The sequence below is a fragment of the Bacillus sp. D7-8 genome (genome assembly GCF_052055895.1).
GTDB classification, from domain to species: Bacteria; Bacillota; Bacilli; order Bacillales; family Bacillaceae; genus Bacillus; species Bacillus velezensis.
In genome coordinates, this window is the sequence record NZ_CP179922.1 from 3518474 (window position 1) to 3541565 (window position 23092).

Annotated in this window: 24 protein-coding genes and 1 pseudogene; 4 read left to right on the forward strand and 21 right to left on the reverse strand. The window is 47.1% G+C overall.

Annotated elements, in window-relative coordinates; genetic code table 11:
* Nucleotides 1-69: 69 nt before the first annotated feature.
* The 4 genes from ACKTRM_RS17375 to spoIIR all read right to left on the reverse strand — a co-directional run bounded on the left by ACKTRM_RS17375 (nucleotide 70) and on the right by spoIIR (nucleotide 3087).
* Nucleotides 70-627 carry a manganese efflux pump MntP gene (locus ACKTRM_RS17375; RefSeq protein WP_012118661.1) on the reverse strand — a complete coding sequence of 186 codons (558 nt, stop codon included), beginning with the start codon at nucleotides 625-627 and terminating at the stop codon, nucleotides 70-72.
* 68 nt (nucleotides 628-695) lie between these two features.
* On the reverse strand, nucleotides 696-1736 hold the full coding sequence (locus ACKTRM_RS17380; RefSeq protein ID WP_012118662.1) for an L-threonylcarbamoyladenylate synthase: 1041 nt from the start codon (nucleotides 1734-1736) through the stop codon (nucleotides 696-698).
* Nucleotides 1737-1892: 156 nt separating this feature from the next.
* Complete coding sequence (locus tag ACKTRM_RS17385; protein ID WP_007407603.1) at nucleotides 1893-2336, reverse strand: hypothetical protein; 444 nt, start codon at nucleotides 2334-2336, stop codon at nucleotides 1893-1895.
* Between the two features lie 70 nt (nucleotides 2337-2406).
* Nucleotides 2407-3087 carry a stage II sporulation protein R gene (spoIIR, locus tag ACKTRM_RS17390; RefSeq protein WP_012118663.1) on the reverse strand — a complete coding sequence of 227 codons (681 nt, stop codon included), beginning with the start codon at nucleotides 3085-3087 and terminating at the stop codon, nucleotides 2407-2409.
* Nucleotides 3088-3247: 160 nt separating this feature from the next.
* Here spoIIR and ACKTRM_RS17395 point away from each other — a divergent pair, with 160 nt between their 5' ends.
* Nucleotides 3248-3622: a UPF0715 family protein gene (locus ACKTRM_RS17395; RefSeq protein WP_012118664.1), complete on the forward strand. Its 375-nt coding sequence runs from the start codon at nucleotides 3248-3250 to the stop codon at nucleotides 3620-3622.
* Here ACKTRM_RS17395 and ACKTRM_RS17400 read toward each other — a convergent pair.
* The 3 genes from ACKTRM_RS17400 to prfA form a co-directional block, all read right to left on the reverse strand.
* Nucleotides 3609-3887: a DUF5316 family protein gene (locus ACKTRM_RS17400; protein WP_012118665.1), complete on the reverse strand. Its 279-nt coding sequence runs from the start codon at nucleotides 3885-3887 to the stop codon at nucleotides 3609-3611. The two genes, ACKTRM_RS17395 and ACKTRM_RS17400, sit on opposite strands and share 14 nt — an antisense overlap.
* 70 nt (nucleotides 3888-3957) lie before the next feature.
* Entirely contained in the window at nucleotides 3958-4818 is an 861-nt protein-coding gene (prmC, locus tag ACKTRM_RS17405; RefSeq protein ID WP_012118666.1) for a peptide chain release factor N(5)-glutamine methyltransferase, read from the reverse strand.
* Between the two features lies 1 nt (nucleotide 4819).
* A complete protein-coding gene (prfA, locus tag ACKTRM_RS17410; RefSeq protein WP_003151139.1) occupies nucleotides 4820-5890 on the reverse strand; it encodes a peptide chain release factor 1 in 1071 nt (356 codons plus the stop codon).
* Between the two features lie 111 nt (nucleotides 5891-6001).
* On the opposite strand from prfA, the gene gloA2 reads away from it, so the two are divergent.
* Both gloA2 and racA read left to right on the forward strand, forming a co-directional pair.
* Nucleotides 6002-6385 carry an SMU1112c/YaeR family gloxylase I-like metalloprotein gene (gene gloA2 / locus ACKTRM_RS17415; RefSeq protein ID WP_003151138.1) on the forward strand — a complete coding sequence of 128 codons (384 nt, stop codon included), beginning with the start codon at nucleotides 6002-6004 and terminating at the stop codon, nucleotides 6383-6385.
* Nucleotides 6386-6494: 109 nt separating this feature from the next.
* Nucleotides 6495-7058: a chromosome-anchoring protein RacA gene (gene racA / locus ACKTRM_RS17420; RefSeq protein ID WP_012118668.1), complete on the forward strand. Its 564-nt coding sequence runs from the start codon at nucleotides 6495-6497 to the stop codon at nucleotides 7056-7058.
* 33 nt (nucleotides 7059-7091) lie between these two features.
* On the opposite strand, the gene ACKTRM_RS17425 is transcribed toward racA, so the two are convergent.
* The 11 genes and pseudogenes from ACKTRM_RS17425 to spo0F all read right to left on the reverse strand — a co-directional run bounded on the left by ACKTRM_RS17425 (nucleotide 7092) and on the right by spo0F (nucleotide 17562).
* On the reverse strand, nucleotides 7092-8048 hold the full coding sequence (locus ACKTRM_RS17425) for an AEC family transporter (protein ID WP_007407608.1): 957 nt from the start codon (nucleotides 8046-8048) through the stop codon (nucleotides 7092-7094).
* An 86-nt stretch (nucleotides 8049-8134) separates the two neighbouring features.
* Nucleotides 8135-9832, reverse strand: coding sequence for an oxaloacetate-decarboxylating malate dehydrogenase (malS, locus tag ACKTRM_RS17430; RefSeq protein WP_007407609.1), 1698 nt, complete (start codon nucleotides 9830-9832; stop codon nucleotides 8135-8137).
* A 283-nt stretch (nucleotides 9833-10115) separates the two neighbouring features.
* Nucleotides 10116-10700 carry a thymidine kinase gene (locus ACKTRM_RS17435; RefSeq protein ID WP_007614390.1) on the reverse strand — a complete coding sequence of 195 codons (585 nt, stop codon included), beginning with the start codon at nucleotides 10698-10700 and terminating at the stop codon, nucleotides 10116-10118.
* An 84-nt stretch (nucleotides 10701-10784) separates the two neighbouring features.
* Nucleotides 10785-10985, reverse strand: a complete 201-nt coding sequence (gene rpmE / locus ACKTRM_RS17440; protein ID WP_003151132.1) for a 50S ribosomal protein L31 — start codon at nucleotides 10983-10985, stop codon at nucleotides 10785-10787.
* 121 nt (nucleotides 10986-11106) lie between these two features.
* The gene (gene rho / locus ACKTRM_RS17445) at nucleotides 11107-12393 is read right to left on the reverse strand and encodes a transcription termination factor Rho (RefSeq protein WP_003151107.1); all 1287 of its coding nucleotides are present in this window, start codon (nucleotides 12391-12393) and stop codon (nucleotides 11107-11109) included.
* Nucleotides 12390-12598, reverse strand: a pseudogene (locus tag ACKTRM_RS17450) (hypothetical protein). The gene rho and the pseudogene ACKTRM_RS17450 overlap by 4 nt, the downstream one beginning before the upstream one ends.
* A gap of 201 nt (nucleotides 12599-12799) precedes the next feature.
* Nucleotides 12800-13765, reverse strand: coding sequence for a class II fructose-bisphosphatase (gene glpX, locus ACKTRM_RS17455; protein ID WP_003151105.1), 966 nt, complete (start codon nucleotides 13763-13765; stop codon nucleotides 12800-12802).
* A 33-nt stretch (nucleotides 13766-13798) separates the two neighbouring features.
* Nucleotides 13799-15088 carry a UDP-N-acetylglucosamine 1-carboxyvinyltransferase gene (locus tag ACKTRM_RS17460; RefSeq protein ID WP_012118669.1) on the reverse strand — a complete coding sequence of 430 codons (1290 nt, stop codon included), beginning with the start codon at nucleotides 15086-15088 and terminating at the stop codon, nucleotides 13799-13801.
* Nucleotides 15089-15397: 309 nt separating this feature from the next.
* Nucleotides 15398-16036, reverse strand: coding sequence for a fructose-6-phosphate aldolase (gene fsa / locus ACKTRM_RS17465; protein ID WP_007407613.1), 639 nt, complete (start codon nucleotides 16034-16036; stop codon nucleotides 15398-15400).
* A 118-nt stretch (nucleotides 16037-16154) separates the two neighbouring features.
* Nucleotides 16155-17012, reverse strand: a complete 858-nt coding sequence (locus tag ACKTRM_RS17470) for a class II fructose-bisphosphate aldolase (protein ID WP_003151102.1) — start codon at nucleotides 17010-17012, stop codon at nucleotides 16155-16157.
* A 175-nt stretch (nucleotides 17013-17187) separates the two neighbouring features.
* Nucleotides 17188-17562, reverse strand: coding sequence for a sporulation initiation phosphotransferase Spo0F (gene spo0F, locus ACKTRM_RS17475; protein ID WP_012118670.1), 375 nt, complete (start codon nucleotides 17560-17562; stop codon nucleotides 17188-17190).
* Nucleotides 17563-17726: 164 nt separating this feature from the next.
* On the opposite strand from spo0F, the gene ACKTRM_RS17480 reads away from it, so the two are divergent.
* Nucleotides 17727-18248 (forward strand): DUF2529 domain-containing protein, encoded by a 522-nt coding sequence (locus ACKTRM_RS17480; protein ID WP_007407614.1) that lies wholly within the window; start codon nucleotides 17727-17729, stop codon nucleotides 18246-18248.
* A 47-nt stretch (nucleotides 18249-18295) separates the two neighbouring features.
* Here the strand turns inward: ACKTRM_RS17480 and pyrG are convergent, their stop codons facing one another.
* The 3 genes from pyrG to ACKTRM_RS17495 all read right to left on the reverse strand — a co-directional run bounded on the left by pyrG (nucleotide 18296) and on the right by ACKTRM_RS17495 (nucleotide 23007).
* On the reverse strand, nucleotides 18296-19903 hold the full coding sequence (gene pyrG, locus ACKTRM_RS17485) for a glutamine hydrolyzing CTP synthase (protein ID WP_003151098.1): 1608 nt from the start codon (nucleotides 19901-19903) through the stop codon (nucleotides 18296-18298).
* A gap of 240 nt (nucleotides 19904-20143) precedes the next feature.
* Entirely contained in the window at nucleotides 20144-20671 is a 528-nt protein-coding gene (gene rpoE / locus ACKTRM_RS17490) for a DNA-directed RNA polymerase subunit delta (protein ID WP_007407616.1), read from the reverse strand.
* A gap of 227 nt (nucleotides 20672-20898) precedes the next feature.
* Complete coding sequence (locus ACKTRM_RS17495) at nucleotides 20899-23007, reverse strand: heterodisulfide reductase-related iron-sulfur binding cluster (protein WP_012118671.1); 2109 nt, start codon at nucleotides 23005-23007, stop codon at nucleotides 20899-20901.
* Nucleotides 23008-23092 lie beyond the last annotated feature (85 nt).

Here is a 23092-nt window from a genome sequence, read left to right on the forward strand (position 1 = left end):
GTCACCTCTTACTGCCTATTATAAATGAAGAAAAAAGAAACGGCATCTTCGTTTCTTTTTTTACGTATCTTATACCGGTAAAAGCAGTTTCAGCCCGAAACCGATCAAAATGGCTCCGCCAAGCGCTTCGCTGTACGAGCCGAGCCACGACTGCACCTTTCTTCCCGCCAAAAGGCCCGCCCATGTTAAAACGGTGCTGAAGACCCCGAACAGCGTAACGGCCAGAAATGGATTGGAGCCGTTCATCCCGAGACTGAGCCCGACAGAAAAGCTGTCCAGACTGACACCGATCGCAAACAGCAACAGTCCCGAGCCTGCCGGAGATATGAGCGGCCCGTCTGATTGTTTAAACGCGGCGATGATCATCTGCACCCCTAAAATGAAAAGAAGAGATCCGCCGATGTAAACGGCGAGCATCCCCAGAAAACCGGACAGCAGATGCCCGGCCGCCATTCCCGCAAGCGGCATCATGACATGAAACAGCCCGATGACAACCCCTATATGAAAAATCTGTTTTTTCTTCAGCTGAATCATTCCCATTCCGAGCCCGACGGAAAAGGCATCCGTCCCCAAAGCAAATGCCATGATGCTTAAGGAGACAAGTTCCCCGATGAATAGATTCGACATGAAATAAAAACCCCCTTGGACGTGCCCGCTTGTTTAGCTTATGCATGTCCGATAAGGGGTAGAACAAGTTAATGGATAACGGTGCCGCCTGCGGCTTTCATCAGCCTGTTCATAATGGCAAGCCCCACTCCGGTATCCGGAAAGGACTCAGAAATAATCATGTCCACTTCCGCTTCATCAAAGCTGCGGAGCGCATCGTATAAGGCGGACGCCACTGTTTCAAGGTCGGCGCGTCTGCCGCAGACCTTGGTATAATCAGCCTGGTAACTATCGGCGTTCTCTTCTGTTGTCAAAATGCCGATTCGTTTCCCCCGGCTTTTATATGCGTCTGCCAGTTCTTGAATTCTCCGGGCGCCGCCAACGGCAATAGCCATCGGCGCAGAAGGCGCGTAATGTGTATATTTCATACCGGGAGAAATAGGAACCTCATCTTCTTCGGTCAGCCCTTTATCCACAAGAATCGGACCGGCGGCGGATTCAATCTGCTCTTTTGTCACGCCGCCCGGACGAAGCAGCACGGGCTGTTTCCCCGTACAGGACAGAACGGTTGATTCCACTCCGATTCCCGTCGCGCCGCCGTCCACAATGCCGGCAATGCGGCCGTTTAAATCATGGGCTACATGCTCGGCCTTCGTCGGGCTCGGTTTTCCTGATAAATTGGCGCTCGGCGCGGCGATCGGCAGTCCGGCCGAGCTGATGAGGGCTAATGCTACCGGATGATCAGGCATTCTGACCGCTACCGTCTCAAGTCCCGCGGTGACACGGGGTGACAGCACACCGGGCTTACACGGCAGAACAAGGGTCAGCGCCCCCGGCCAGAATAGCTTCATAAGCTTTTTCGCCGTCTCAGGAATATGGCTGATAAAACGATCAAGCTGGCTGATATGGGATATATGCACAATCAGCGGGTTATCGCTCGGCCTTCCTTTCGCCTCATATATTTTCGTTACGGCTTCCGTATTTTCAGCGTTAGCGCCCAGTCCGTAAACGGTTTCTGTCGGAAAAGCCACAACCTCATTCTGCCGCAGCAATTCCGCGGCTTGTGTAATCTGGGGATCGGTTGTGGATAATTCTGCGGAACAATCCACAAACCATCTTCTTGTTTTCATGTATAACCAAACTCCTTATTTTAAAGCGGTAAAACTTTATTTTCTCTCGTGTATTCCTTTTGAAAGTATAAAAGATGTCCTTTAATAAAACAAGTGTTATCCACAAACTGTGGACAACACTTTTTAATAAGTGGATAACCTTGTGTATAAGTTAGATCAGGCAGAGGTTTTCACCATTAAAAACGAACCTTCTGTGCATAACGAGTTGCGGAAATGTTCGGACGTATACAGTTCATCAGGCGCATCAGCGCACGCTTCAAATCCCATCACATTCAGAAACTCAGCAGATGAGGGCTGATTGGCGACTAAGTAGACATCTTGAATCTCATGTTTTTTGCACAGCACATCCATACTTTGAAACAGTGTAACGATATGGCTTTGATTCAGCCTGTCCGACATGACGAGTGAACGGAGAAGCCCTTTTCCGCCGCTGAATTTTTCGATCCCGAGACAGGCGGCAATCATTTTTTCGCTGTCTTCCAGTACGATAAACCGGCTGATCTGCTGATCGATTTCCGCATGTGCCGTATCAGCCTTTTTCAAAAAGGCCTCCAGCGCCTCCGTATCTTGATCTCTTGCCACTCTCAGCTGATAAAACATATATTTCCCTCCGTTTCGATCAACTCTTTCTTCCAATCTATGAATCGAATCCGGATTTATGCCTTTTACTTCAGGAAAATAGATCTGAAATCCAATCGACGAGGAAAAACTTCACTTCGGTATCATCGTCATCTTTATTTTCTTTCTTCGCTTTATCAGCCTTTGTTTTTACGTCATCCAGCACTTTTTTAGTCTGTTTCTGCGTTTCTCCCTGCTTCTGTCCGCCGTCTTCCTGATCTTTCACCGCTTCGCCGTTTGAGAAATCAAGGAAGCACAGCGGCGGAAACAAGACGCACCACCAGTTGGCGCCCTCGCCATTGCCGAGTGTAATTAAAATCGCTTCATATTTTCCGGCCGGATAGACCATATTGCCGTAGAGCTTTGTCGGAAACGAGATTTTATTGAATTGAACTGAAACGGATTGATGCGCACCCTTTTCTTTCATCGTTTGTTTGGCGATTTCTTTAATTTCAGGAAGCTTCGAACGAATGAGCCGCCGCGCTTCTTCAATGGAAGTGATATCTTTCACCCAGTCCGTAATTTGCTTGTTTACAGCATCTCTGATCTGGCGCTTGAGCTTTTGATCCTCATCGTTATCACTGTTGGCCAAAATCCTGAGCCGGATCGCTTCATCCGGTATGACAACGGGCTCATTGGCTGATGCCCGCGCCGTTTCTTCTTTTGTCAAACCCGCAAGCGCTCCTGATAATAAAAGAAAAATATATATGCAGATCATCATGGTCTGTTTCATCGGTCCCCACCGTTCCTCTCCGTGCTTTTTTTATCTAGTCCCATTATGGACATGACGGAAAAAGTTTAAACCGGCGGGAAGAAAAAAATCTAGCAAGCTGATAATCTGCATTGACAGATTCAAAATATGGTACGATATTATTTTGATAGGAGGTTTTCAGATGAAATATAATTACACCGTGCTGCTGTCGGCGGCATGTATGTCTGTCATTTATTCTATTTTGTATGTTCATCAATTCATTATCGCGGCTTTCATTTCGATGGCGTTTTATTTTTTGTTTCCTTATTTGATTTTTGCACTGCCGCTTCAATACTTTCTGAATAAAAAGCCGAAGAGATTTCATCCGCTGTATTTTCTTTATTATTTAGGGGTGTCATTCATTGCAAACGGGATCATCTTCGGTCTTTTGCAGCCGTCAGGCCAATCTCTGTTTTCTAATTCAGCCTTTTATATCTTTGCGGTTTTAACAGCCGTCATCTATTGGGTATGGGATTCCGTATTGCTGCAAAGACAAAATCCGGCTACAGAAGCGTAATCAGCAGACAGCCGGCTGAAGGGAGAGCGGCGCAAAAGAAAACGGCGGCCATCTTTAAACGGGCGTGCCGTCCTTCTTCTGTTTCAGAATGATAATTGGCCCGCTGCTCCGCTCCGCTTACGGCCAACCCGGAAACGATGATCGCTGTGACGATAAGAACAGCCGTAACGGCGCCGAAAATGATGTCAACGCCAAACGGCAGAACAACCCCCGCCGCATAAGCTGCGGCGGCGAGTATACATCCGAAGGTGAACGCTTTTTTCAAGGCGGATGCCCCTTTCATTTTCTTTCCATTGTAACAAAAGCCCGCCGTGTGCGTCACCGGCGGGCTTTTTTCATGATGTAATGACCGCGGATACGGTTCTGTCTTTTCCGTTGATGTCCTGTACGACTTCCACTTCCGCATTCGGAAAGGAATGACGGAACAGGTCTTTCACGGCTTTCCCCTGATTATATCCGATTTCAAAGACGACAAGCGCTTTATCTTTCATGACAAGAGGCAGCTCCTCCATAAACCGCTTGTAGAATTTCAAACCGTCACCGCCGTCCGTAAGAGCATGAAGCGGCTCATGGAAACGGACGATATCCGACAAATCCGCCATTTCTTCTTCAGAAATATACGGCGGATTGGAAACAATAATATCCGCTTTTTTCCCTGATGAAATAAAAGGAGTTAACAGATCTCCCTGCAAAAAACAGACGTCCGCTCCGAGGTTTTGCGCATTTCTTTCTGCCACCTGCAGCGCTTCTTTTGAAATATCCGAAGCCGATACTGAAAAATGTCCGCATTCAAGGGCGAGCGTCACCGCAATGGCACCGCTCCCCGTACCGATATCAATGACGTTCAGGCGTTCTGCCTCGGAAAATGCCCGCTTCTGTCTGTCCAGCAGATGAAAGACGACTTCTTCCGTTTCCGGACGCGGAATGAGAACATCGTCATTCACAAAAAATTCCCTGCCGTAAAACTGTTCTTTCCCGATAATATATTGAATCGGAATACCTTCTTTATGCATCTCCACGTGCCGCCTGAAACGATAAAGCTCGTCCTCGCCGACGGCCTCCTGCAGACTTGCGAGAAGCTTGCTCCGATCCATTCCGGTATCATTTAACAGCAGCAGCTCGGCCGCGTTTTTTTCTCTTCCCGCTTCGGTTAAATAAGAAGAAGCCCAGCTTAGGGCTTCAAAAACGGTCTTCATCTTAATTTTCCGCCTGCTGGAGCTTGCTTGACTGGTCTTCTACGATTAACGCTTCAACCACTTCATCAAGCTTGCCTTCCAGGATTTGATCCAGCTTTTGAATCGTCAGGCCGATGCGGTGATCCGTCACACGGTTTTGCGGGAAATTGTATGTGCGGATACGCTCGGAACGGTCGCCTGAACCGACGGCTGATTTACGGGTCTGATCATATTCAGCCTGAGCTTCCTGCTGGAATTTGTCATAGATTCTGGCGCGGAGCACCTTCATCGCTTTTTCTTTGTTTTTAATTTGAGATTTTTCATCCTGACAGGATACGACGACACCGGTCGGTAAATGCGTCAGGCGTACGGCCGACATCGTCGTGTTTACGCTTTGTCCGCCCGGTCCGCTTGATGCGAATGTATCGACGCGGATGTCTTTTTCGTGGATGTCCACTTCTACTTCTTCCGCTTCAGGAAGACACGCCACCGTCGCCGTGGATGTATGAATACGGCCGCCTGATTCCGTTTCCGGAACACGCTGTACGCGGTGCGCGCCATTTTCATACTTCAGCTTGGAGTATGCGCCTTTTCCCGTAATCATAAAGATGATTTCTTTGTAACCGCCCGTTCCGGTCACGTTTGCTTCCATGACTTCAGTCTTCCAGCCTTGGATTTCGGCATAACGGGAGTACATTCTGTAGAGATTTCCCGCAAACAGCGCGGCTTCTTCTCCTCCCGCTGCTCCGCGGATCTCCATGATTACGTTTTTGTCATCGTTCGGGTCTTTCGGGATGAGGAGTACTTTCAAACGCTCTGATAAGGTTTCCGTCTCTCCCTGCAGTTCGGAGATTTCTTCCTTCACCATTTCTCTCATATCGGCATCAAGCTTTTCCTCAAGCATCGCTTTCGCATCGGCAAGCTGTTCTGATGCGTCTCTGTATTGTCTATAGACTTCAACGGTTTCTTGTATATCAGATTGCTCTTTCGAATATTCTCTAAGCTTTTTCGGATCGTTGACCACTTCCGGATCACTTAAAAGCTCATTTAATTTTTCGTATCGTTGTTCAATTGACTGTAAACGGTCTAACACGGTCTTCACCTCTGTTTTCCTGTGCGTAACATTCTCATTATAGTATAGGGCTTATCGCCAGTCAAAAGCAATTCGCCTCTGTTATACTGAAGCAAAAAAGGAGGGGCGGATATGCTGAAATCCATCCACCATATAGCAATCATATGCTCTGATTATGAAAAGTCGAAAGCTTTTTACACCGAGATTCTCGGTTTCGGCATTATAAAAGAAACATACCGAAAGGAACGGGAATCTTATAAACTTGATCTTGCGCTGGACGGCGCGTACGCGATTGAATTGTTTTCCTTTCCCGATCCGCCCGAACGGCCGACCAGACCGGAAGCCGCGGGTCTACGGCATCTCGCCTTCACCGTAAACGATCTTGAAGCAGCCGTCAGAGAGTTAAAGGAAAAGGGCGTCGGCACAGAACCAATCAGAACCGATCCGCTGACGGGGAAACGGTTTACCTTTTTCTTTGATCCCGACAAGCTTCCGCTTGAATTGTATGAAGCGTAAGTTTTTTGAAGAAATGCCGCTTTCTTTGGCGAATTCCTTCTTGTTTTGTCTAACATGAAGGGAACGCCGCCTCATGGTCGAATACCTAGCAAAAAGGAGGTATGTGATCATGAATACAAACATGGCCGCGAAAGAGCTCGGCGTCTCCGCAAAAACGGTGCAAAGGTGGGTCAAGCAGCTGAATCTTCCGGCTGAACGGAATGAGCTCGGACATTATTCCTTTACACCTGAGGATCTTGATGTGCTGAAATCGGTCAAACGGCAAATTTCTGAAGGCACTGCCCTTCTGGACGTTCAAGTGCCCCGGCAGCCGAAAAAACGGACAGGCTTCATTTTGCAGCGTCCGAAAATCAATGGCGGCGCTGAACAAAGATTGGCAGAGCTGGAGCGCAAACTGGACATTCTCACGAAAGAGAAACAAGGTGAGAGCCATCTGCTTTCAAGGATAGAGGAGCTTGAACGCCAGCTGAAACAAAAGGCGGATGAAGGGGTGTCTTATCAGCTTCTTCAGCACAGGCGGGAAATTGACGACCTCAATACCGAATTGCAGACATTGGCCTCCCGCATCCAGGAACTTGCCCAGACAGCTCCCCTCTCAGAAACAGCCGCTTCTTCAGAACATAAGAAACCCAGAAAAAAAACGAGATTTTCGCCTTTTAAATTTCAATTCTAATCAAAAAAGCTCCCTGAAACAGGGAGCTTTTCATTATGCAGTCAGCGCAATGATGATCGGCAGTGAGATCAGAGATAAAATCGCACTGATCACGAACGCGGACGCAGTTTCTTCCTCTTGTTTTTCGAAACGTGTGGCAATCATCGCCGCTACCGCAGATCCAGGGAATGCAACGAGCAATACCGCTTTAGTGATCTGGTCAGCCGGAAGTCCGACTGCAAGAGCGATCAAGTACATCAGCGCAGGCTGAACGGCAACTTTTAACAAAGCGATACCGAAAGCCGGCAGACTGAGCTTAATGTTGCGGATACCGACAGTTACACCGACGGCGAAGAGCGCAACACCTGACGTTGTGCTTCCGAGCTGATCAAGCATTTTTTCTCCCAAGCCAGGGAGTGTTACACCGCAGAGTACCAGAATGATACTGATAAGCGGTGCAGCCGCAAGCGGTTCGGAAAGACCGTGAAGAATAGACTTACCAGTCATTTTCCAGAAGTTCTCGTTTTCAGTGTCTTTTTTCTTAGATGACTCACCGACAGTAGCGATAATGATCGCAAGCGGGTCAAGGATGGCGTTAACCACGATACCCGTAACGGCGATAGGAATCGCTACTTCGCTTGCTCCGAATAAGCTTCCTAGTACAGGAATACCCATAAAAGCAAATGTCGGCTGTGCAGAGTTTAAAGAAAATACAGATGAATTCGTTAAATCATACTTGAAGATAAATTTGCAAACCAACAGAATGACGATAAAGAATCCGACAATCCCAATGATCAAAGCGACCATTAAAGGAACCTGTGATAAAAACGCACTTCTTGAAGTGGTTAAAATACTAGCGATAAAATGCGCCGGAAGCGCGTACTTCGTAACTAAGGTGCTTACCCCTTTTGCTGACTTCGCGTCATAACTTCCGAAGCGACCTGCGAACCATCCCAGCACGATCACGAAAAAGATCGGCGCCAGGAGGATTAAAATATCTAAGAAGCTCAAAATGTTCTCCTCCAAATCCTTAATGTCCGTATACTTTAGCCTTTACATAAAAGCTTTCCCTCGGACTGTAAAATTAATCGTAAAAATTATTTAGCGACAACTTGTTTATATTGCGGTTTCCACATTGCATCAAGAACGGCTTGTTCTACATTTTCAGGAATGCGGTTTGCCACGCCTTCTTTAATGGCAGTTTCCGCTACGGCGATCGCAACTTTAATTGAAACTTCTTGTAAGTCGCTCATGCTCGGCAGAAGGCCTGCACCCGGTGTTTCAAAATCAACGCTTTCTGCGATTGCGTCAGCAGTTGCCGCAAACATTGCAGGAGTAATTACTTTCGCTTCTACAACGATTGAACCGAGACCAAGTCCAGGGAACGCGAATGCGTTGTTAGATTGTCCGATTTCATGAGAAACGCCATTGTACTCTACATTGTCAAACGGGCTTCCTGTCGCCACAAGCACTTTGCCGTCAGTCCATTTGAAAAGATCGCTAGGAACGGCTTCAGCAAGCGGTGTCGGGTTAGACATCGGCATGATGACCGGACGCTCAACGTGTTTTGCCATTTCTTTGACGATTTCTTCACTGAACGCGCCGCTTTGGCCTGATGTACCGATTAAGATTGTCGGTTTCGCTTGACGGATCACTTCAATGAAAGGAATTTGTCCATTTTCATCGCGTTTCCAATCTTTAATTTCTTCAGCTGTGCGCAGGTACGGCTCTTGGAAATCAAGAATGTTTTCCATACCTTCAATTAACAAGCCTCTGTAGTCCATTGTGTAGAACGCTTTGTTGGCTTCTTCTTCAGAAAGACCGGCAAGCACCATAGTGTCGCGGATTTGGTCAGCGATTCCGATTCCGGCAGATCCAGCACCGAAGACAACCACACGCTGGTCTTTAATAGACGCGCCTGTTTTCTTCATAGCCGCAAGCACACCTGCAAGCGTAATCGCACCTGTTCCTTGAATGTCATCGTTGAATGTAAGAATTTCATGATTGTATTTCTTCATGATATTGCGCGCGTTTTTGTTTCCAAGGTCTTCCCAGTGAAGAAGAGCTTTAGGGAAATATTTAAGCGCAGCTTTTACATAAGCGTCAACGAAAGCTTCGTAACGTTCGCCTTGGATACGTTCATGGCGGTTACCGATGTATAAAGGATCGTTCAGAAGTTTTTCATTGTTCGTACCGACGTCAAGAACGACAGGAATAACACGGCTTGGGTCAATACCGGCAGCAGCTGTGTATACCGCTAATTTACCGATGGCGATGTTGATACCGCCTACACCCCAGTCACCGATTCCGAGGATGCTTTCTGAGTCTGTCGCAACGATCAGATCAATATCTCCGGCAGTGGCATGAAGGTTTTCAAATGCCTCTTCAATCCCTTCCACGTTGTCAATAGAAAGGTAAATCCCTTGAGGTCTTCTGTACTCATGGCTGTATTCTTGAATCGCTTCACCGACAGTCGGTGTGTAAACAACCGGCAGCATTTCACGAAGATGGTTTTGAAGCAATTTAAAGAAAAGAACTTCGTTACGGTTTTGCAAATCATTCAAATACACGTTTTGGCGAAGGCGGTCCGGCTGAGCTTGAAACTGCTCGTATGCGCGTTTTGCCTGCTCATCAAGAGACAGAATTGTCGGAGGAAGCAGCCCGTCTAATCCAAGGCTTTTTCTTTCTTCTGCTGAAAACGCAACACCTTTATTTAAAGTAGGGATAGATAGAACTTCTTTTCCTCTTAAAGTAGTTTCTAAGTTGCCTTCCTTCGTTACTTTAATATTATTCAAGAAAATCTCCTTCTTTCTTCAAATAGTTAACAAAGTTAAGTAATTACCCATTTTGGCTAGTGTGATCGCGATCTGCTATATCTTTTTTTGACAATTATTCGAACAATGTCTCATAACTATTTACATTACTTAGTCATTTTATGCCTGTAAAAATGAAAATTCAAGAGATGAAAATTACTTAATTTTTTCATACTCTTTTTTAAGTTATTTAACTACAATTTTTGAAAAAACGTCAAAAAAACACCGGGTTTTTTACCGATGTTTTCATGAAAAGGGTTATTTATCAGTCTGTTTTTTTCGGCACTTCGTGATGATGTCTGCATCTCGCTTCGTATGACTCCGACGCGCCGACTAAAATGACCGGATCATCATAGGAAGCGGGCTTCCCGTCAATCAAACGCTGCGTACGGCTTGCCGGCGATCCGCAAACGGAGCAGACCGCCTGCAGCTTCGTCACCGATTCGGCAACCGCCATCAGATTCGGCACCACGCCGAAAGGCTCTCCCCGGAAATCCATATCAAGTCCGGCCGCGATGACACGATAGCCTTTATCCGCAAGCGAGGATAAGTCGCCGATGATCGATTCGCCGAAAAACTGCACTTCATCTACCGCGATGACGTCGGTGCTTTCACTGATATGATCCCATATTTCAGCCGAAGACGAGATGACGTGGCTTGTCATGGATGTGCCGTTGTGAGAAACGACGGCCTCCTCACTGTAGCGATTATCAATGGCAGGTTTGAACACCTTGACCTCCTGCTTCGCATATGTCGCTCTTTTCACTCTGCGGATCAGCTCTTCTGATTTCCCAGAGAACATGCTGCCGCATATCAGCTCAAGCCATCCGCTTTGCTTCATTATGTACATAGGCTATCCGCTCCCCTTTTTTTCCTGTTTATGGACATAAAAAACAGGCAAGAAGCAATTCTTGCCTGCCTGTAAAATCTATTATTACTTAAGACCGTATTTTTTGTTAAAGCGATCAACACGACCATCAGCAGAAGCGAATTTTTGACGTCCAGTGTAGAATGGGTGGCATTCAGAGCAAATCTCAACGCGTACCTCTTCTTTTACTGAGCCTGTTTCAAATTCATTTCCGCAAGCGCATTTAACTGTTGCTTTTTTGAAATTAGGATGAATTCCTGCTTTCATTGTATCCATCTCCTTCCGCCCTGAATCCCGTGTGGAAACAGAGTTATTATTCCGGAGTAATCCGGAACGCATATGAGAGAATTATATCAGTCATTTACTGCATTTGCAAATACATTTTTTATCAGCGGCGGGCTGATGATGAAAGGTTTGCCTGCTTCCATTCTTGGTTGATCAGATCGAAGAATTCCTGATTCGTTTTTGTTTTTTTCATTTTTCTCATAAACTTCTCTGCGAAGTCCGGAGAATCAGACATCGATTTGCGGATCGCCCATAAACGGTCAAGATGCTCTTTCGGCACGAGCAGCTCTTCCTTCCGTGTGCCGGAGCGGCGGATATCGATCGCCGGGAAAATCCGTCTTTCCGCAAGAGAACGGTCAAGGTGAAGCTCCATGTTGCCCGTTCCTTTAAACTCTTCATAGATGACGTCATCCATCCGGGAGCCCGTGTCTACGAGCGCCGTCGCCAAAATGGTCAGACTGCCGCCCTCTTCAATGTTTCTCGCGGCACCGAAAAAGCGCTTCGGACGATGGAACGCAGCCGGGTCAATCCCGCCGGAAAGCGTACGTCCGCTTGGCGGGATAACGAGGTTGTAGGCCCGTGCCAGTCGGGTAATGCTGTCCATCAGAATGATAACGTCTTTTTTATGTTCAACGAGACGCATCGCCCGTTCAAGCACAAGCTCCGCTACCTTAATGTGATTTTCCGGCACTTCATCGAACGTCGAGCTGACGACATCGCCCGCTACGGAACGTTCAATATCCGTTACTTCTTCCGGTCTTTCATCAATTAAGAGAACGATCAATTCAGCGTCAGGCTGATTTGTCGTAATGCTGTTAGCGATTTCTTTTAACAGCATGGTTTTACCGGCTTTCGGCGGCGCCACGATCAGACCGCGCTGGCCGAAACCGACGGGAGCCATCATATCGAGAATTCTTGTTGAGAGATAATTCGGTTTCGTCTCAAGCACCATTTGGCGGTCCGGATAAAGCGGAGTCAGCGCAGGAAAATGGACGCGCTCTTTCGCAGATTCCGGATCATCTCCATTTACCGCTTCAACGTGCAAAAGTCCGTAATAGCGTTCGTTTTCTTTCGGCGGACGCACCTTGCCGGATACTTTGTCACCGTTTCTTAAATCAAAGCGGCGGATCTGGGAAGCAGAAATGTAGATGTCTTCTGAGCTTGGCGAGTAATTAATCGGTCTGAGGAAGCCGAATCCTTCCGATTGGATGATTTCGAGCACGCCTTCCATAAACAGAAGATCCTCCTGCTCGGCGTTGGCTTTCAGAATGGCAAAGATTAATTCTTTTTTAGTCAGTTTGCTGTAGTAGGAGATTTTATAATGTCTGGCCAGTTCATATAGTTCTTTTAATTTCATATTTTCCAAAGAGGAAATAGATACGTCTTTCATAAAAACACCACGCTTTTCATAGTCAATGTATTGCTGTTTTCATTCAAATCGGCTGCTTCGCATGATTCCGCCAAAGCACATTCTTTTATAAAACGTTCAGGAACTTCTATCGGTAACACTTCCACCCATGATCGGCGCTTTTTTAAAAAAGGAATGTCTTAATGAGTTTTGAAGGAAGCGAGGACAAAAACTTGAGAAGATCAATATTTATATCGTCTGTATGCGGTAGAATTTGAAAATTTCCCAGTACTCAAAAGAAGGAATGACACAGAAAAATCGCAGCACTCTTTATTTTTACCTCATTTCAAAAAATTATTCAACTTAAATAATGCTTTGACATATAAATGATAGGGTTGACTCTTTATTGCAAAAGAAAAGCGGGACTTTCCGTCCCGCTTTTCTCTATTTATGGCCGGATCACAAGATTTGGTTTTTTCTTCAGGCTGTGTCTTCCGTCAACGAATCGGACCGTTCCTGATTTCGCCCGGATGACCAGACTTTCAGTCGTGCCGACGGAGCCTTTGAACTGAACGCCTTTCAGCAGCTCTCCGTCCGTGACGCCCGTTGCGGCAAAAATGGCGTCATCCCCTCTCACAAGGTCCTCCATCCGGAGCACTTTGGATACATCAAGGCCCATTCGCTCACAGCGGGCCTGCTCTTCCGCACTTTGCGGCAGAAGCCTGCCGATGATTTCGCCGCCGAGCGCTTTTAACGCAACGGCAGACAGCACGCCTTCAGGAGCCCCGCCTGAACCGAAGAGAATGTCTACTCCCGTATGGTCAAAGGCCGTATTGATGGCGCCCGCGACATCACCGTCGTTGATCAGTTTGATTCTGGCGCCCGCCTCACGCAATTCAGAGATGATTTTTTCATGTCTGTCACGATTTAAAATGGTTGCCACGACATCTTCAATGTCTTTGTTTTTCGCTTTCGCAACGGCTTTTAAGTTATCAATGACAGGCGCTTCAATATCGATGCAGCCTACCGCTTCGGGACCGACCGCGATTTTTTCCATATACATATCCGGGGCGTTCAGCAGTGTTCCATGGTCGGCGACCGCGATCACCGTCAGCGCATTCCAGCCGCCGCTCGCTACGATGTTTGTGCCTTCAAGAGGATCGACTGCGACATCGACGCGCGGGCCGTATCCGTTTCCCAGCTTTTCGCCGATGTAAAGCATCGGCGCTTCATCCATCTCGCCTTCCCCGATCACGACCGTGCCTTTCATCGGCACCGTGTCAAACACGTCACGCATTGCGCTTGTCGCCGCATCATCAGCTTCATCTTTTTTCCCGCGGCCCATCCATCTGGCAGATGCTAAAGCCGCCGCTTCAGTGACTCGAACCAATTCCATCGATAAGCTTCTTTCCATTTCAACACGATCTCCTCTCAAAAGTCCGCATTTCTATGAATTTTGGAGCTGTTCTATCTCTTCGTCCGTCAGCCTTTGCCGCCAGATTGTGGCGCCCAGACCTTCGAGTTTTTTCTCAAGATTGCTGTAGCCGCGGTCTAAATGCTCGAGACCGGTAATTTCGGTTACGCCGTCAGCCATGAGCCCGGCGACGACCAGACAAGCGCCTGCACGCAGATCGCTCGCCTTTACTTTTGCGCCCTGAAGCTCGGCCGGACCGGTGATAATGGCCGACCTGCCTTCCACTTTCATGTTGGCCCCCATCCGTCTCAGCTCATCTATATGTTTAAATCGGGCCGAGTAGATGGTGTCGGTTACGACGCTCGTGCCGCTGGCTCTCGTTAACAGAGATGTCATCGGCTGCTGAAGATCAGTCGGGAATCCCGGGTAAACAAGCGTTTTTACGTCGATCGGTTTTATCTGCTTCTGCCCGCCGAGCATAAGAAGCTGATCGTCACTCGTCTCAATGTGAAAACCCATTTCCCTGAGCTTCGCCGTTAAAGACTCCAGGTGAGTCGGTATGACATTATCAATAATGACTTCTTTCCCCATCGCGGCGCCGGCGATCATAAAGGTGCCCGCCTCAATTCTGTCCGGAATGATCGTATGCCTGCATCCGTGCAGCTCTTTTACGCCGTCGATTCTGATTACATTGGTTCCCGCGCCTTTGATCTTTGCGCCCATGCTGGTGAGCAATGTGGCAACATCAATAATCTCAGGTTCCTTGGCGGCGTTTTCTATCACGGTTTTACCTTCAGCCAGTACAGCGGCAAGCATGATATTGATCGTCGCTCCGACGCTGACGACATCTAAATAAATCCGTGCGCCTCTCAGCCTTTCGGCGCGCAGATAAATCGCGCCTTGTTCATTGGTGACTTCCGCCCCAAGCGCTTCAAACCCTTTGATGTGCTGGTCAATCGGCCGCGGCCCGAGATGGCATCCGCCCGGCAGTCCGATGACCGCCTGTTTGAAGCGGCCCAGCATCGCGCCCATTAAGTAATAGGAAGCGCGGAGTTTTTTCACTTTGCCGTTGGGAAGCGGCATGCTGATCATCGGGGAAGGGTCGACGACCATTTCTCCTTTTTCAAAATGGACGTTTCCGCCGATTTCTTTCAGCAGGTCACGCAGCGTTTCAATATCTGAGATCTCCGGAAGCCCTTCGATCGTTACTTCGGAATTTGCCAGAATGGTTGCGGGTATCAATGCGACGGCGCTGTTTTTCGCGCCGCTGATATGTACGGTTCCGTTTAACGGATCGCCGCCGGCAATATTCAACTTTTCCATGATAGTCTCCTTCCATAAGAAGATAGCTGCGGAGCGTAAATAAAATGGCATTTTATTCTGTCTCTGCAAATAAAGCTCTTGTCCAAAATGTAGCCAATTCGAAGAGAAAGAATACAAGGACATTATAAAATAACAGGAAGAAAATAGCGAAGCTTTGCGGGGCATTTTTAACACAGGATGCACAGAGGCCCGCCGGGTTCACATTCCGGGGAAACACACTCTTCACTTTGATACTGAAGGCCCGCTGCCAAACAGGAAAACATAAGGGTGCGGCAAACGGATGCAACCGGTTTGCCGCCCTTTTCACCCTTATTTATTCCAGTCTGCCAAGAATTGCTCGATGCCTTTATCCGTTAACGGATGTTTCGCCAGCTGGTGAATGACTTTCAGCGGCATCGTACCGATATGCGCACCGCGTAAAGCGGCTTCAGTCACGTGCTGCGCATGACGGATGGAAGCTGCGATGATTTGTGTATCAATATCATGAATGTCAAAAATCTGTCTTATTTCTGAAATCAGTTCAAGACCGTTATGGCCGATATCATCCAGACGGCCTAAGAACGGAGATACATAAGTCGCCCCGGCTCTTGCCGCCAAAAGCGCTTGGTTGGCGCTGAAAATGAGCGTTACGTTTGTTTTAATGTTCAGGTCGCTCAGCGCTTTTACGGCTTTTAACCCTTCAGACGTCATCGGGATTTTCACCGTGATATTCGGTGCGATTTTCGCAAGTTCTTTACCTTCTTCAATCATCTCTTCAGCATTCAGGGAAATGACTTCCGCGCTTACTGATCCGCTCACGACTTCCGTAATCTCACGAAGTCTGTCATGGAAAGACACGTCAGCTTCTTTCGCCACTAAACTAGGGTTTGTCGTAACTCCGGCAAGAACGCCAAGTTCATAAGCTTCTTTAATCTCGTCAATGTTTGCTGTATCAATGAAAAATAACATAAGGAAAGCCTCCCCAGTAATAAATTTTCAGAACTGTAAAACATGATTGCGCTTTCTAAAGGTAAGACATAAAACCGCCTGTCAATGCTGTCAGGCGGTTTATGGATGTTACATTGGATTAAGCTTGGTTTGAAGAACCGAACTCACGCATTTTGCCGATAACCGTTTCTTTGATCGCTTCACGAGCAGGTCCAAGATATTTACGAGGATCGTATTCGTTCGGCTTAGCTGCCAATGTTTCGCGGACAGCTTTTGCAGAAGAAATTTGGTTTTCAGTGTTTACGTTGATTTTAGCCGTACCAAGTGAGATTGATTTTTTAATGTCGGCAGTCGGAATTCCTGTACCGCCGTGAAGTACTAATGGAAGGCCGGTTGATTTGCCGATATCTTCCATTTCTTTGAAACCGAGGTTCGGTTCGCCTTTGTAAGGGCCGTGAACAGAACCCAGTGCAGGTGCAAGGCAGTCGATGCCAGTGCGCTCTACAAGTTCTTGACACTCTTTAGGGTCAGCATAGATTACGCCTTCAGCGATCACGTCATCTTCCTGTCCGCCTACAGTTCCAAGCTCAGCTTCAACTGAAACGCCGTGGAAATGAGCAAGCTCAACCACTTTAGCTGTAGTTGCTACGTTTTCCTCAAACGGGTGGTGAGATGCGTCGATCATTACAGAAGTGAAGCCTGCATGAATCGCTTTCGCACAAGATTCAAAGCTTGAACCGTGGTCTAAGTGAATGGCGACAGGAACTGTCACTTTGTATTCTTCCATAAGAGCTTTAACCATGGCAACCACTGTTTTGAAGCCGCCCATGTAGCGTCCCGCGCCTTCTGAAACACCAAGAATAACCGGGGATTTTTCCTCTTCTGCTGCTTGTAAAATAGCTTGAGTGAACTCAAGGTTATTTAGGTTAAATTGTCCAACAGCATATCCTTTTTCTTTAGCTGTATTCAACATTTCCGTCATTGAAACTAAAGGCATGTCGAAAGTCCTCCTTATGTAGCCTGATTTGCTTCTTCTCGAAAAAAGCTTTCCACCTATAGCATGACCATAAAAACCTGTCATATGTAAAACAACAGATCGCTTTTTCTCCATCTCTAGGATACCAACTTTTCGACAAATCGGCAACACAATGACATAATTGTTTCTAATTTTATTAATTCGATTTTAGAGGTAAATATTTTTTCACCGCGTCTCTGATCTCATCAATGTCAAAAGGTTTCGCAAAATGGGTCAGCGCTCCGAGCTCTTTTGATTCCTTAATCATATCGAGTTCTCCGTAAGCGGTCATGATAATGACGCGGATGGATTCGTCAATCATCTTCATGCGCTTGAGAATTTCGATTCCGTCCATGCCGGGGATTTTCATATCTAAAAGCACGAGATCGGGCCGTTCTTTCGTTACGATGTCCAGCGCCTGTATGCCGTTGGCGGCCTGAAACGTCTGGTACCCTTCTTTATGAAACACTTCATTGAGCAATATGCGTATACCGTATTGGTCATCTACGATTAAAATCTTTTCATTCATCATTTTACACCCCAATATTATCATTTTCGTCAAAAGGAAGCAGTTGTTTATGTATTCTGTTTGATTTTCACATTTCCTTTAATTATAATAGTCTACTTTCCGACATTTTCTGAGCATTTTCTCTTTTGTTGTATACTGTTCTTGTATGTGTAAAGGAGGTTTCACTCATGTTAAAGATATTTACAACGCAGCTTGCAGGCATTTTTTCCCGCATTCAGGATAAGGAATCCGAAGCAATAGAAGACGGCGCGCGCCTGCTGGCGCAGGCAGCCGTCAGCGGTCATACCATTTATTTATACGGCGCAAATGAGATGCAGGGCATTTTGTGCGAGGCGGAACTCGGCTCAGAACCGATGCCTTCCGTCAAAGCGTTTCCGGATACAGCTGATTCGATTACAGAAAGCGACAGGGTGCTGATGTTTTGTTCAGGTCCGGGCACGGCTGAAGAACAGGCGCTGGCTCAAAAGCTTTATGAAAAAGGGATCGGCCTCGTTGGCGTATCTCCTGTCATCAAAGATCAAACCGGGATTGAGGAATTTTGTGATGTTCATATTGACAGCAAATTAAAAATGCCGCTTCTGCCTGATGAAGACGGGACAAGATACGGCTTTCCTTCATTAATGACAGGCCTGTATGTCTATCACGCACTGTCCTTTACGTTAAAGGAAATGATGCAGGAATATGCCTGATGCAGAAAAAAGACTTGCCGCTTTTAAAGGAGGCAAGTCTTTTTTTATTACTTCTGTTCTGCAGCTTGTACGGAAGCGCCGATAAAGTCTTTGAATAAAGGCTGAGGTCTTGTCGGTCTTGATTTGAACTCAGGGTGGAACTGGCAAGCGACATACCAAGGATGGTCTTTCAGCTCGATGATTTCCACAAGACGGCCGTCAGGGCTTGTTCCTGAGAACACAAAACCGTTCTCTTCCATTTGCTGTCTGTATTCGTTGTTGAATTCATAACGGTGGCGGTGGCGTTCGTATACCACTTCATCCGCATACGCTTCGAAGGCTTTCGTGTCTTCCTGAAGCTTACAAGGGTACAGTCCGAGACGAAGCGTTCCTCCAAGATCCTCGACATCTTTTTGTTCTGGCAGAAGGTCGATGATCGGATAAGGAGTGGACGGATCGATCTCCGCAGAGTGAGCCCCTTCCAGACCTAATACGTTTCGCGCATATTCAATGGATGCAATCTGCATACCGAGGCAGATGCCGAAGAACGGAATTTTATTCTCACGCGCATACTTGGCGGCGATGATTTTCCCTTCTACACCGCGGTCTCCGAAACCGCCGGGCACGATGATTCCGTCTGTGCCGCCAGTCAGCTCTTGAATATTGCTTTCTGTCACTTCTTCGGCGTTAATCCATTTGATCTTCACATCAGCGTCAAACGCATAGCCGGCGTGGCGCAGTGATTCAACGACTGAAATGTAAGCGTCCTGAAGCTCGACGTATTTACCGACGAGGCTGATTGTAATGGTTTTAGACAAGTTTTTCACTTTCGTGACAAGGTCTTTCCATTCCGTCATATCCGGGTCTTTGCATTCTAATTTCATATGATCGCAGACAAGCTTATCGAGTCCCTGCTCCTGAAGGTTAAGCGGGATGGAGTAAAGGTTGTCCGCATCTTCGCACTCGATGACCGCTTTCGTGTCAATATCGCAGAAGAGCGCAATTTTATCTTTCATATCTTGAGAAATCGGCATTTCTGTGCGCACGACGATGATATTAGGCTGAATACCGAGGCTTCTCAGCTCTTTTACGCTGTGCTGCGTCGGTTTTGTTTTCAGCTCGCCCGCCGCTTTGATGTACGGAACAAGCGTACAGTGAATGTACATCACGTTTTCGTGGCCGATGTCGCTTTTCATTTGACGGATGGCTTCAAGGAACGGAAGGGATTCGATGTCTCCCACTGTTCCGCCGATCTCAGTAATGACTACATCTGCGTTTGTTTCTTTGCCTGCACGGTACACGCGGTCTTTCAGTTCATTTGTGATGTGCGGAATGACCTGAACCGTTCCGCCGAGGTAGTCCCCGCGGCGCTCTTTTTTCAATACGGCAGAATAGATTTTACCAGTCGTCACGTTGCTGAATCTGTTCAGATTAATGTCAATGAACCGCTCATAATGCCCTAAGTCAAGGTCAGTCTCAGCGCCGTCATCGGTAACGAATACCTCACCGTGCTGGTACGGGCTCATCGTTCCCGGGTCAACGTTGATATAAGGGTCAAATTTTTGGATGGTGACGCTCATGCCTCTGTTTTTCAAAAGGCGGCCAAGTGACGCAGCCACAATTCCTTTTCCGAGTGATGATACAACTCCCCCGGTTACAAAAATATATTTCGTCATTTCGTTTGCTCCTCTCTTCGGTCTGCGCTACATTCCTTAAAATGTGCCGTTTTATAGAAAATCATTTCACTAAAAACAAATGATGTGTAAAAGAATTTGGGAGATGAAAATAAGAAAGCTCCCTTTCAATTTCTTGAAAGGGAGCGTAGCACTCTTATGAATTCTCTTCTTTTTGAAGAGCCCAAAATACATACTACATAGTTCGACAATGAAAGTCAAGATCGTTTTGCTGATATAAAATCAGTCTTTGCGATCCTCTTCCTCATCATCATAATCTTCCTCATCTTCTTCAATCATCTCGTCTTCGATCTCAAGCTCGTCGTCATCTTCTTCATCGATATCTTCGTCGTCAAAGCTGTCTGCTTCAAGGTCAATATCTTCTTCTATTTCATCGAGATCGATGTCATCTTCGTCAACTTCCTCGAATTCATCAAGGTCGAGATCTTCCTCAACGACTTTTTTCGCTTTTTTCTTTTTCGCTTTTACAGTCGGCTGTGTTTCTTCGTCCAGCTGATCGTACGGATACCAGCTGCGAAGCCCCCACGTCTGGTCTGACAGAGCAATAAAGCGGCCGTCAATGTTCAGGTCTGTATAAAATTGGGCGATACGGTCGCCCAATTCCTCTTTCGTAACACCGAGCAAGGAGATCATTTCATTCAGCAGCTCCTGGAACGGAACCGGTTTTTTATGTTCTGAGAAAATTTCGTGAGCGATTTCAACTAAAGCCATCTGCTTCAGCTGTTCCTGAGAATATTGTTTGATACTCAAGGTCGGACACTCCCTTTCTATTACTTATATGTATCTGTTTCTATCCTATAATAAGAACGAATTTGTATTGTTTTGTTCATAAACCATACCTCTCATTATAAACAAATTAAAACAGAATATGCTACCCTTAACAGCGTAATTTAAGAAATTTTAGAGCTGTCCCTTCATAAATCGGCTGATGTGCGAAAACAAAGCCGCCGGCATATGCGCCGGCGGCCCGCTTCTTTCTATAAAGACTCTTGTTTTTCGGCGCCGAATACAGACATGGCGAGCAATTCACTGACATCATAAGTGCCGATCGCGTCTTCGGCTTCTTTCGCTTTCGTACCGTCACCGAGCATGGTCAGACAGTAAGGACATCCGGAGCTGATGACCGTCGGACTGACAGAAAGCGCCTGCTCAGTCCGGGCCGTGTTGATTCTCGCTCCCGTTTCTTCTTCCATCCACATGAGCCCTCCCCCGGCGCCGCAGCACATCCCGTTTTCGCGGCTGCGCTCCATTTCCTTCAATTGAACGCCCGGAATGGCTTTTAAGATCGCTCTCGGCGGCTCATACACTTCATTGTATCTTCCTAAATAGCACGAGTCATGGAAGGTAATCGTTTCATTCACCGGGTGAAGCGGTTTTAGTTTCCCCTGTGACACAAGCTCGGCTAATAATTCAGTATGATGATAGACTTCAGCCCGGAATCCGAAATCAGGATATTCATTTTTGAACATATTATAGGCGTGCGGATCAATCGTGACGATTTTTTTGATTCCGTGTTTTTCAAATTCGCCGATGTTGTGTTCCGCCAGCTCTTGGAACAGAAACTCGTTGCCCAAACGGCGCGGCGTATCGCCTGAGTTTTTTTCCTTATTGCCGAGAATCGCAAAGGATACGCCCGCTTCATTAAGCAGCTTTGCAAATGAGACGGCAATCTTTTGGCTCCTGTTGTCGTAGGAACCCATTGAGCCGACCCAAAACAAATAGTCGAACTCTTTGTCTTGTTTTTTCATTTCTTTCACTGTCGGAATCTCTGTATCGGCCTGCTCCCGCCAGTTCTCCCGCTCTTTCCGGTTTAAGCCCCACGGGTTTCCCTGTCTTTCAATGCTTGTCATGGCCCGCTGTGCGTCGCTGTCCATCTTCCCTTCCGTAAGCACAAGATAGCGGCGCAGATCGATAATTTTATCAACGTGTTCATTCATGACCGGACATTGATCTTCACAGTTGCGGCAAGTCGTGCACGCCCAAATCTCCTCTGCCGTGATGACATCGCCGATTAAGCTCGGGTTGTAATCGATGGCTGCGGCCGCTTCACGCGATCCTCCCCCTGAGGAAGCCGCGGCGAGCTGATTCGCCTTCGTGTGCTGAAAAACGGGCGCGGGCACCCACGGAGATTTTGACGTCACGGCAGCGCCTTTTTCCGTCAAATGGTCTCTGAGCTTTAAAATGAGGTCCATCGGCGAGAGCATCTTGCCCGTACCGGAGGCCGGACACATATTTGTACAGCGGCCGCATTCGACGCAGGCGTAAAGGTCGACAAGCTGAGAGCGGCGGAAGTCTTCAATCTTTCCGACGCCGTAGCTTTCTTTCGTCTCATCGGTGAAATCGATTTTTTCCAGCTTTCCTTTTGAATCCAGCCTGCTGAGGAACACATTCGCCGGACCTGCAATTAAGTGCGCATGCTTTGATTGCGGCACGTACACTAAAAAGCTGAGCAAAAACAACAGATGAAGCCACCATGAAACATAAAACACGGCGGCGGCCGCCGGCGCTGAAAGACCGCCGAGCACAATCGCAATGGAGGAGGCGATCGGCTCCGTCCAAGACAGAGAATGATCGTGCCATAAAAGGTTCATGGCGTTCCCGAGAAGCACCGTCACCATCAGTCCGCCGATAAACAGCAGGACAAGCCCCGCTTTAAACCCGCGTTTCAGTCTGACGAGTTTTTCAATGTAGCGCCGGTAAAACGCCCAGACTACGGCGATTAAAATCAGAAACGTGACGATTTCCTGAAAAAAGGTAAACGCCGGATAAAGCGGACCGAACGGCAGATGACGGTCAGGAAGCAGCCCTTTCAGAATAAAATCAATTGCGCCGAACTGAACGAGTATAAAACCGTAAAAAAACAGAACGTGGATGATGCCGCTCTTTTTATCTTTCAGCAATTTTTTCTGTCCGAACACATTCACCCATATCTTCTGAAGACGTTCTTTCAGGCGTTTATCAAATTCTTCCCTTTGGCCGAGCTTAATATAAGCGATCCTCGTTCTGATCAGGTAAACGAATAAATAAACAGCGTAAGCGGTTACAGCTGAAAACAGCAGAGCGTTTACCATGAGAAATGCGTTCATCTTGTCTCCCCCTTTGTTCTGATACCCCTCTTCATTGTCATATCTTTACTTTATCATAAATAATGAATGAGTGTTCAGTCAATAA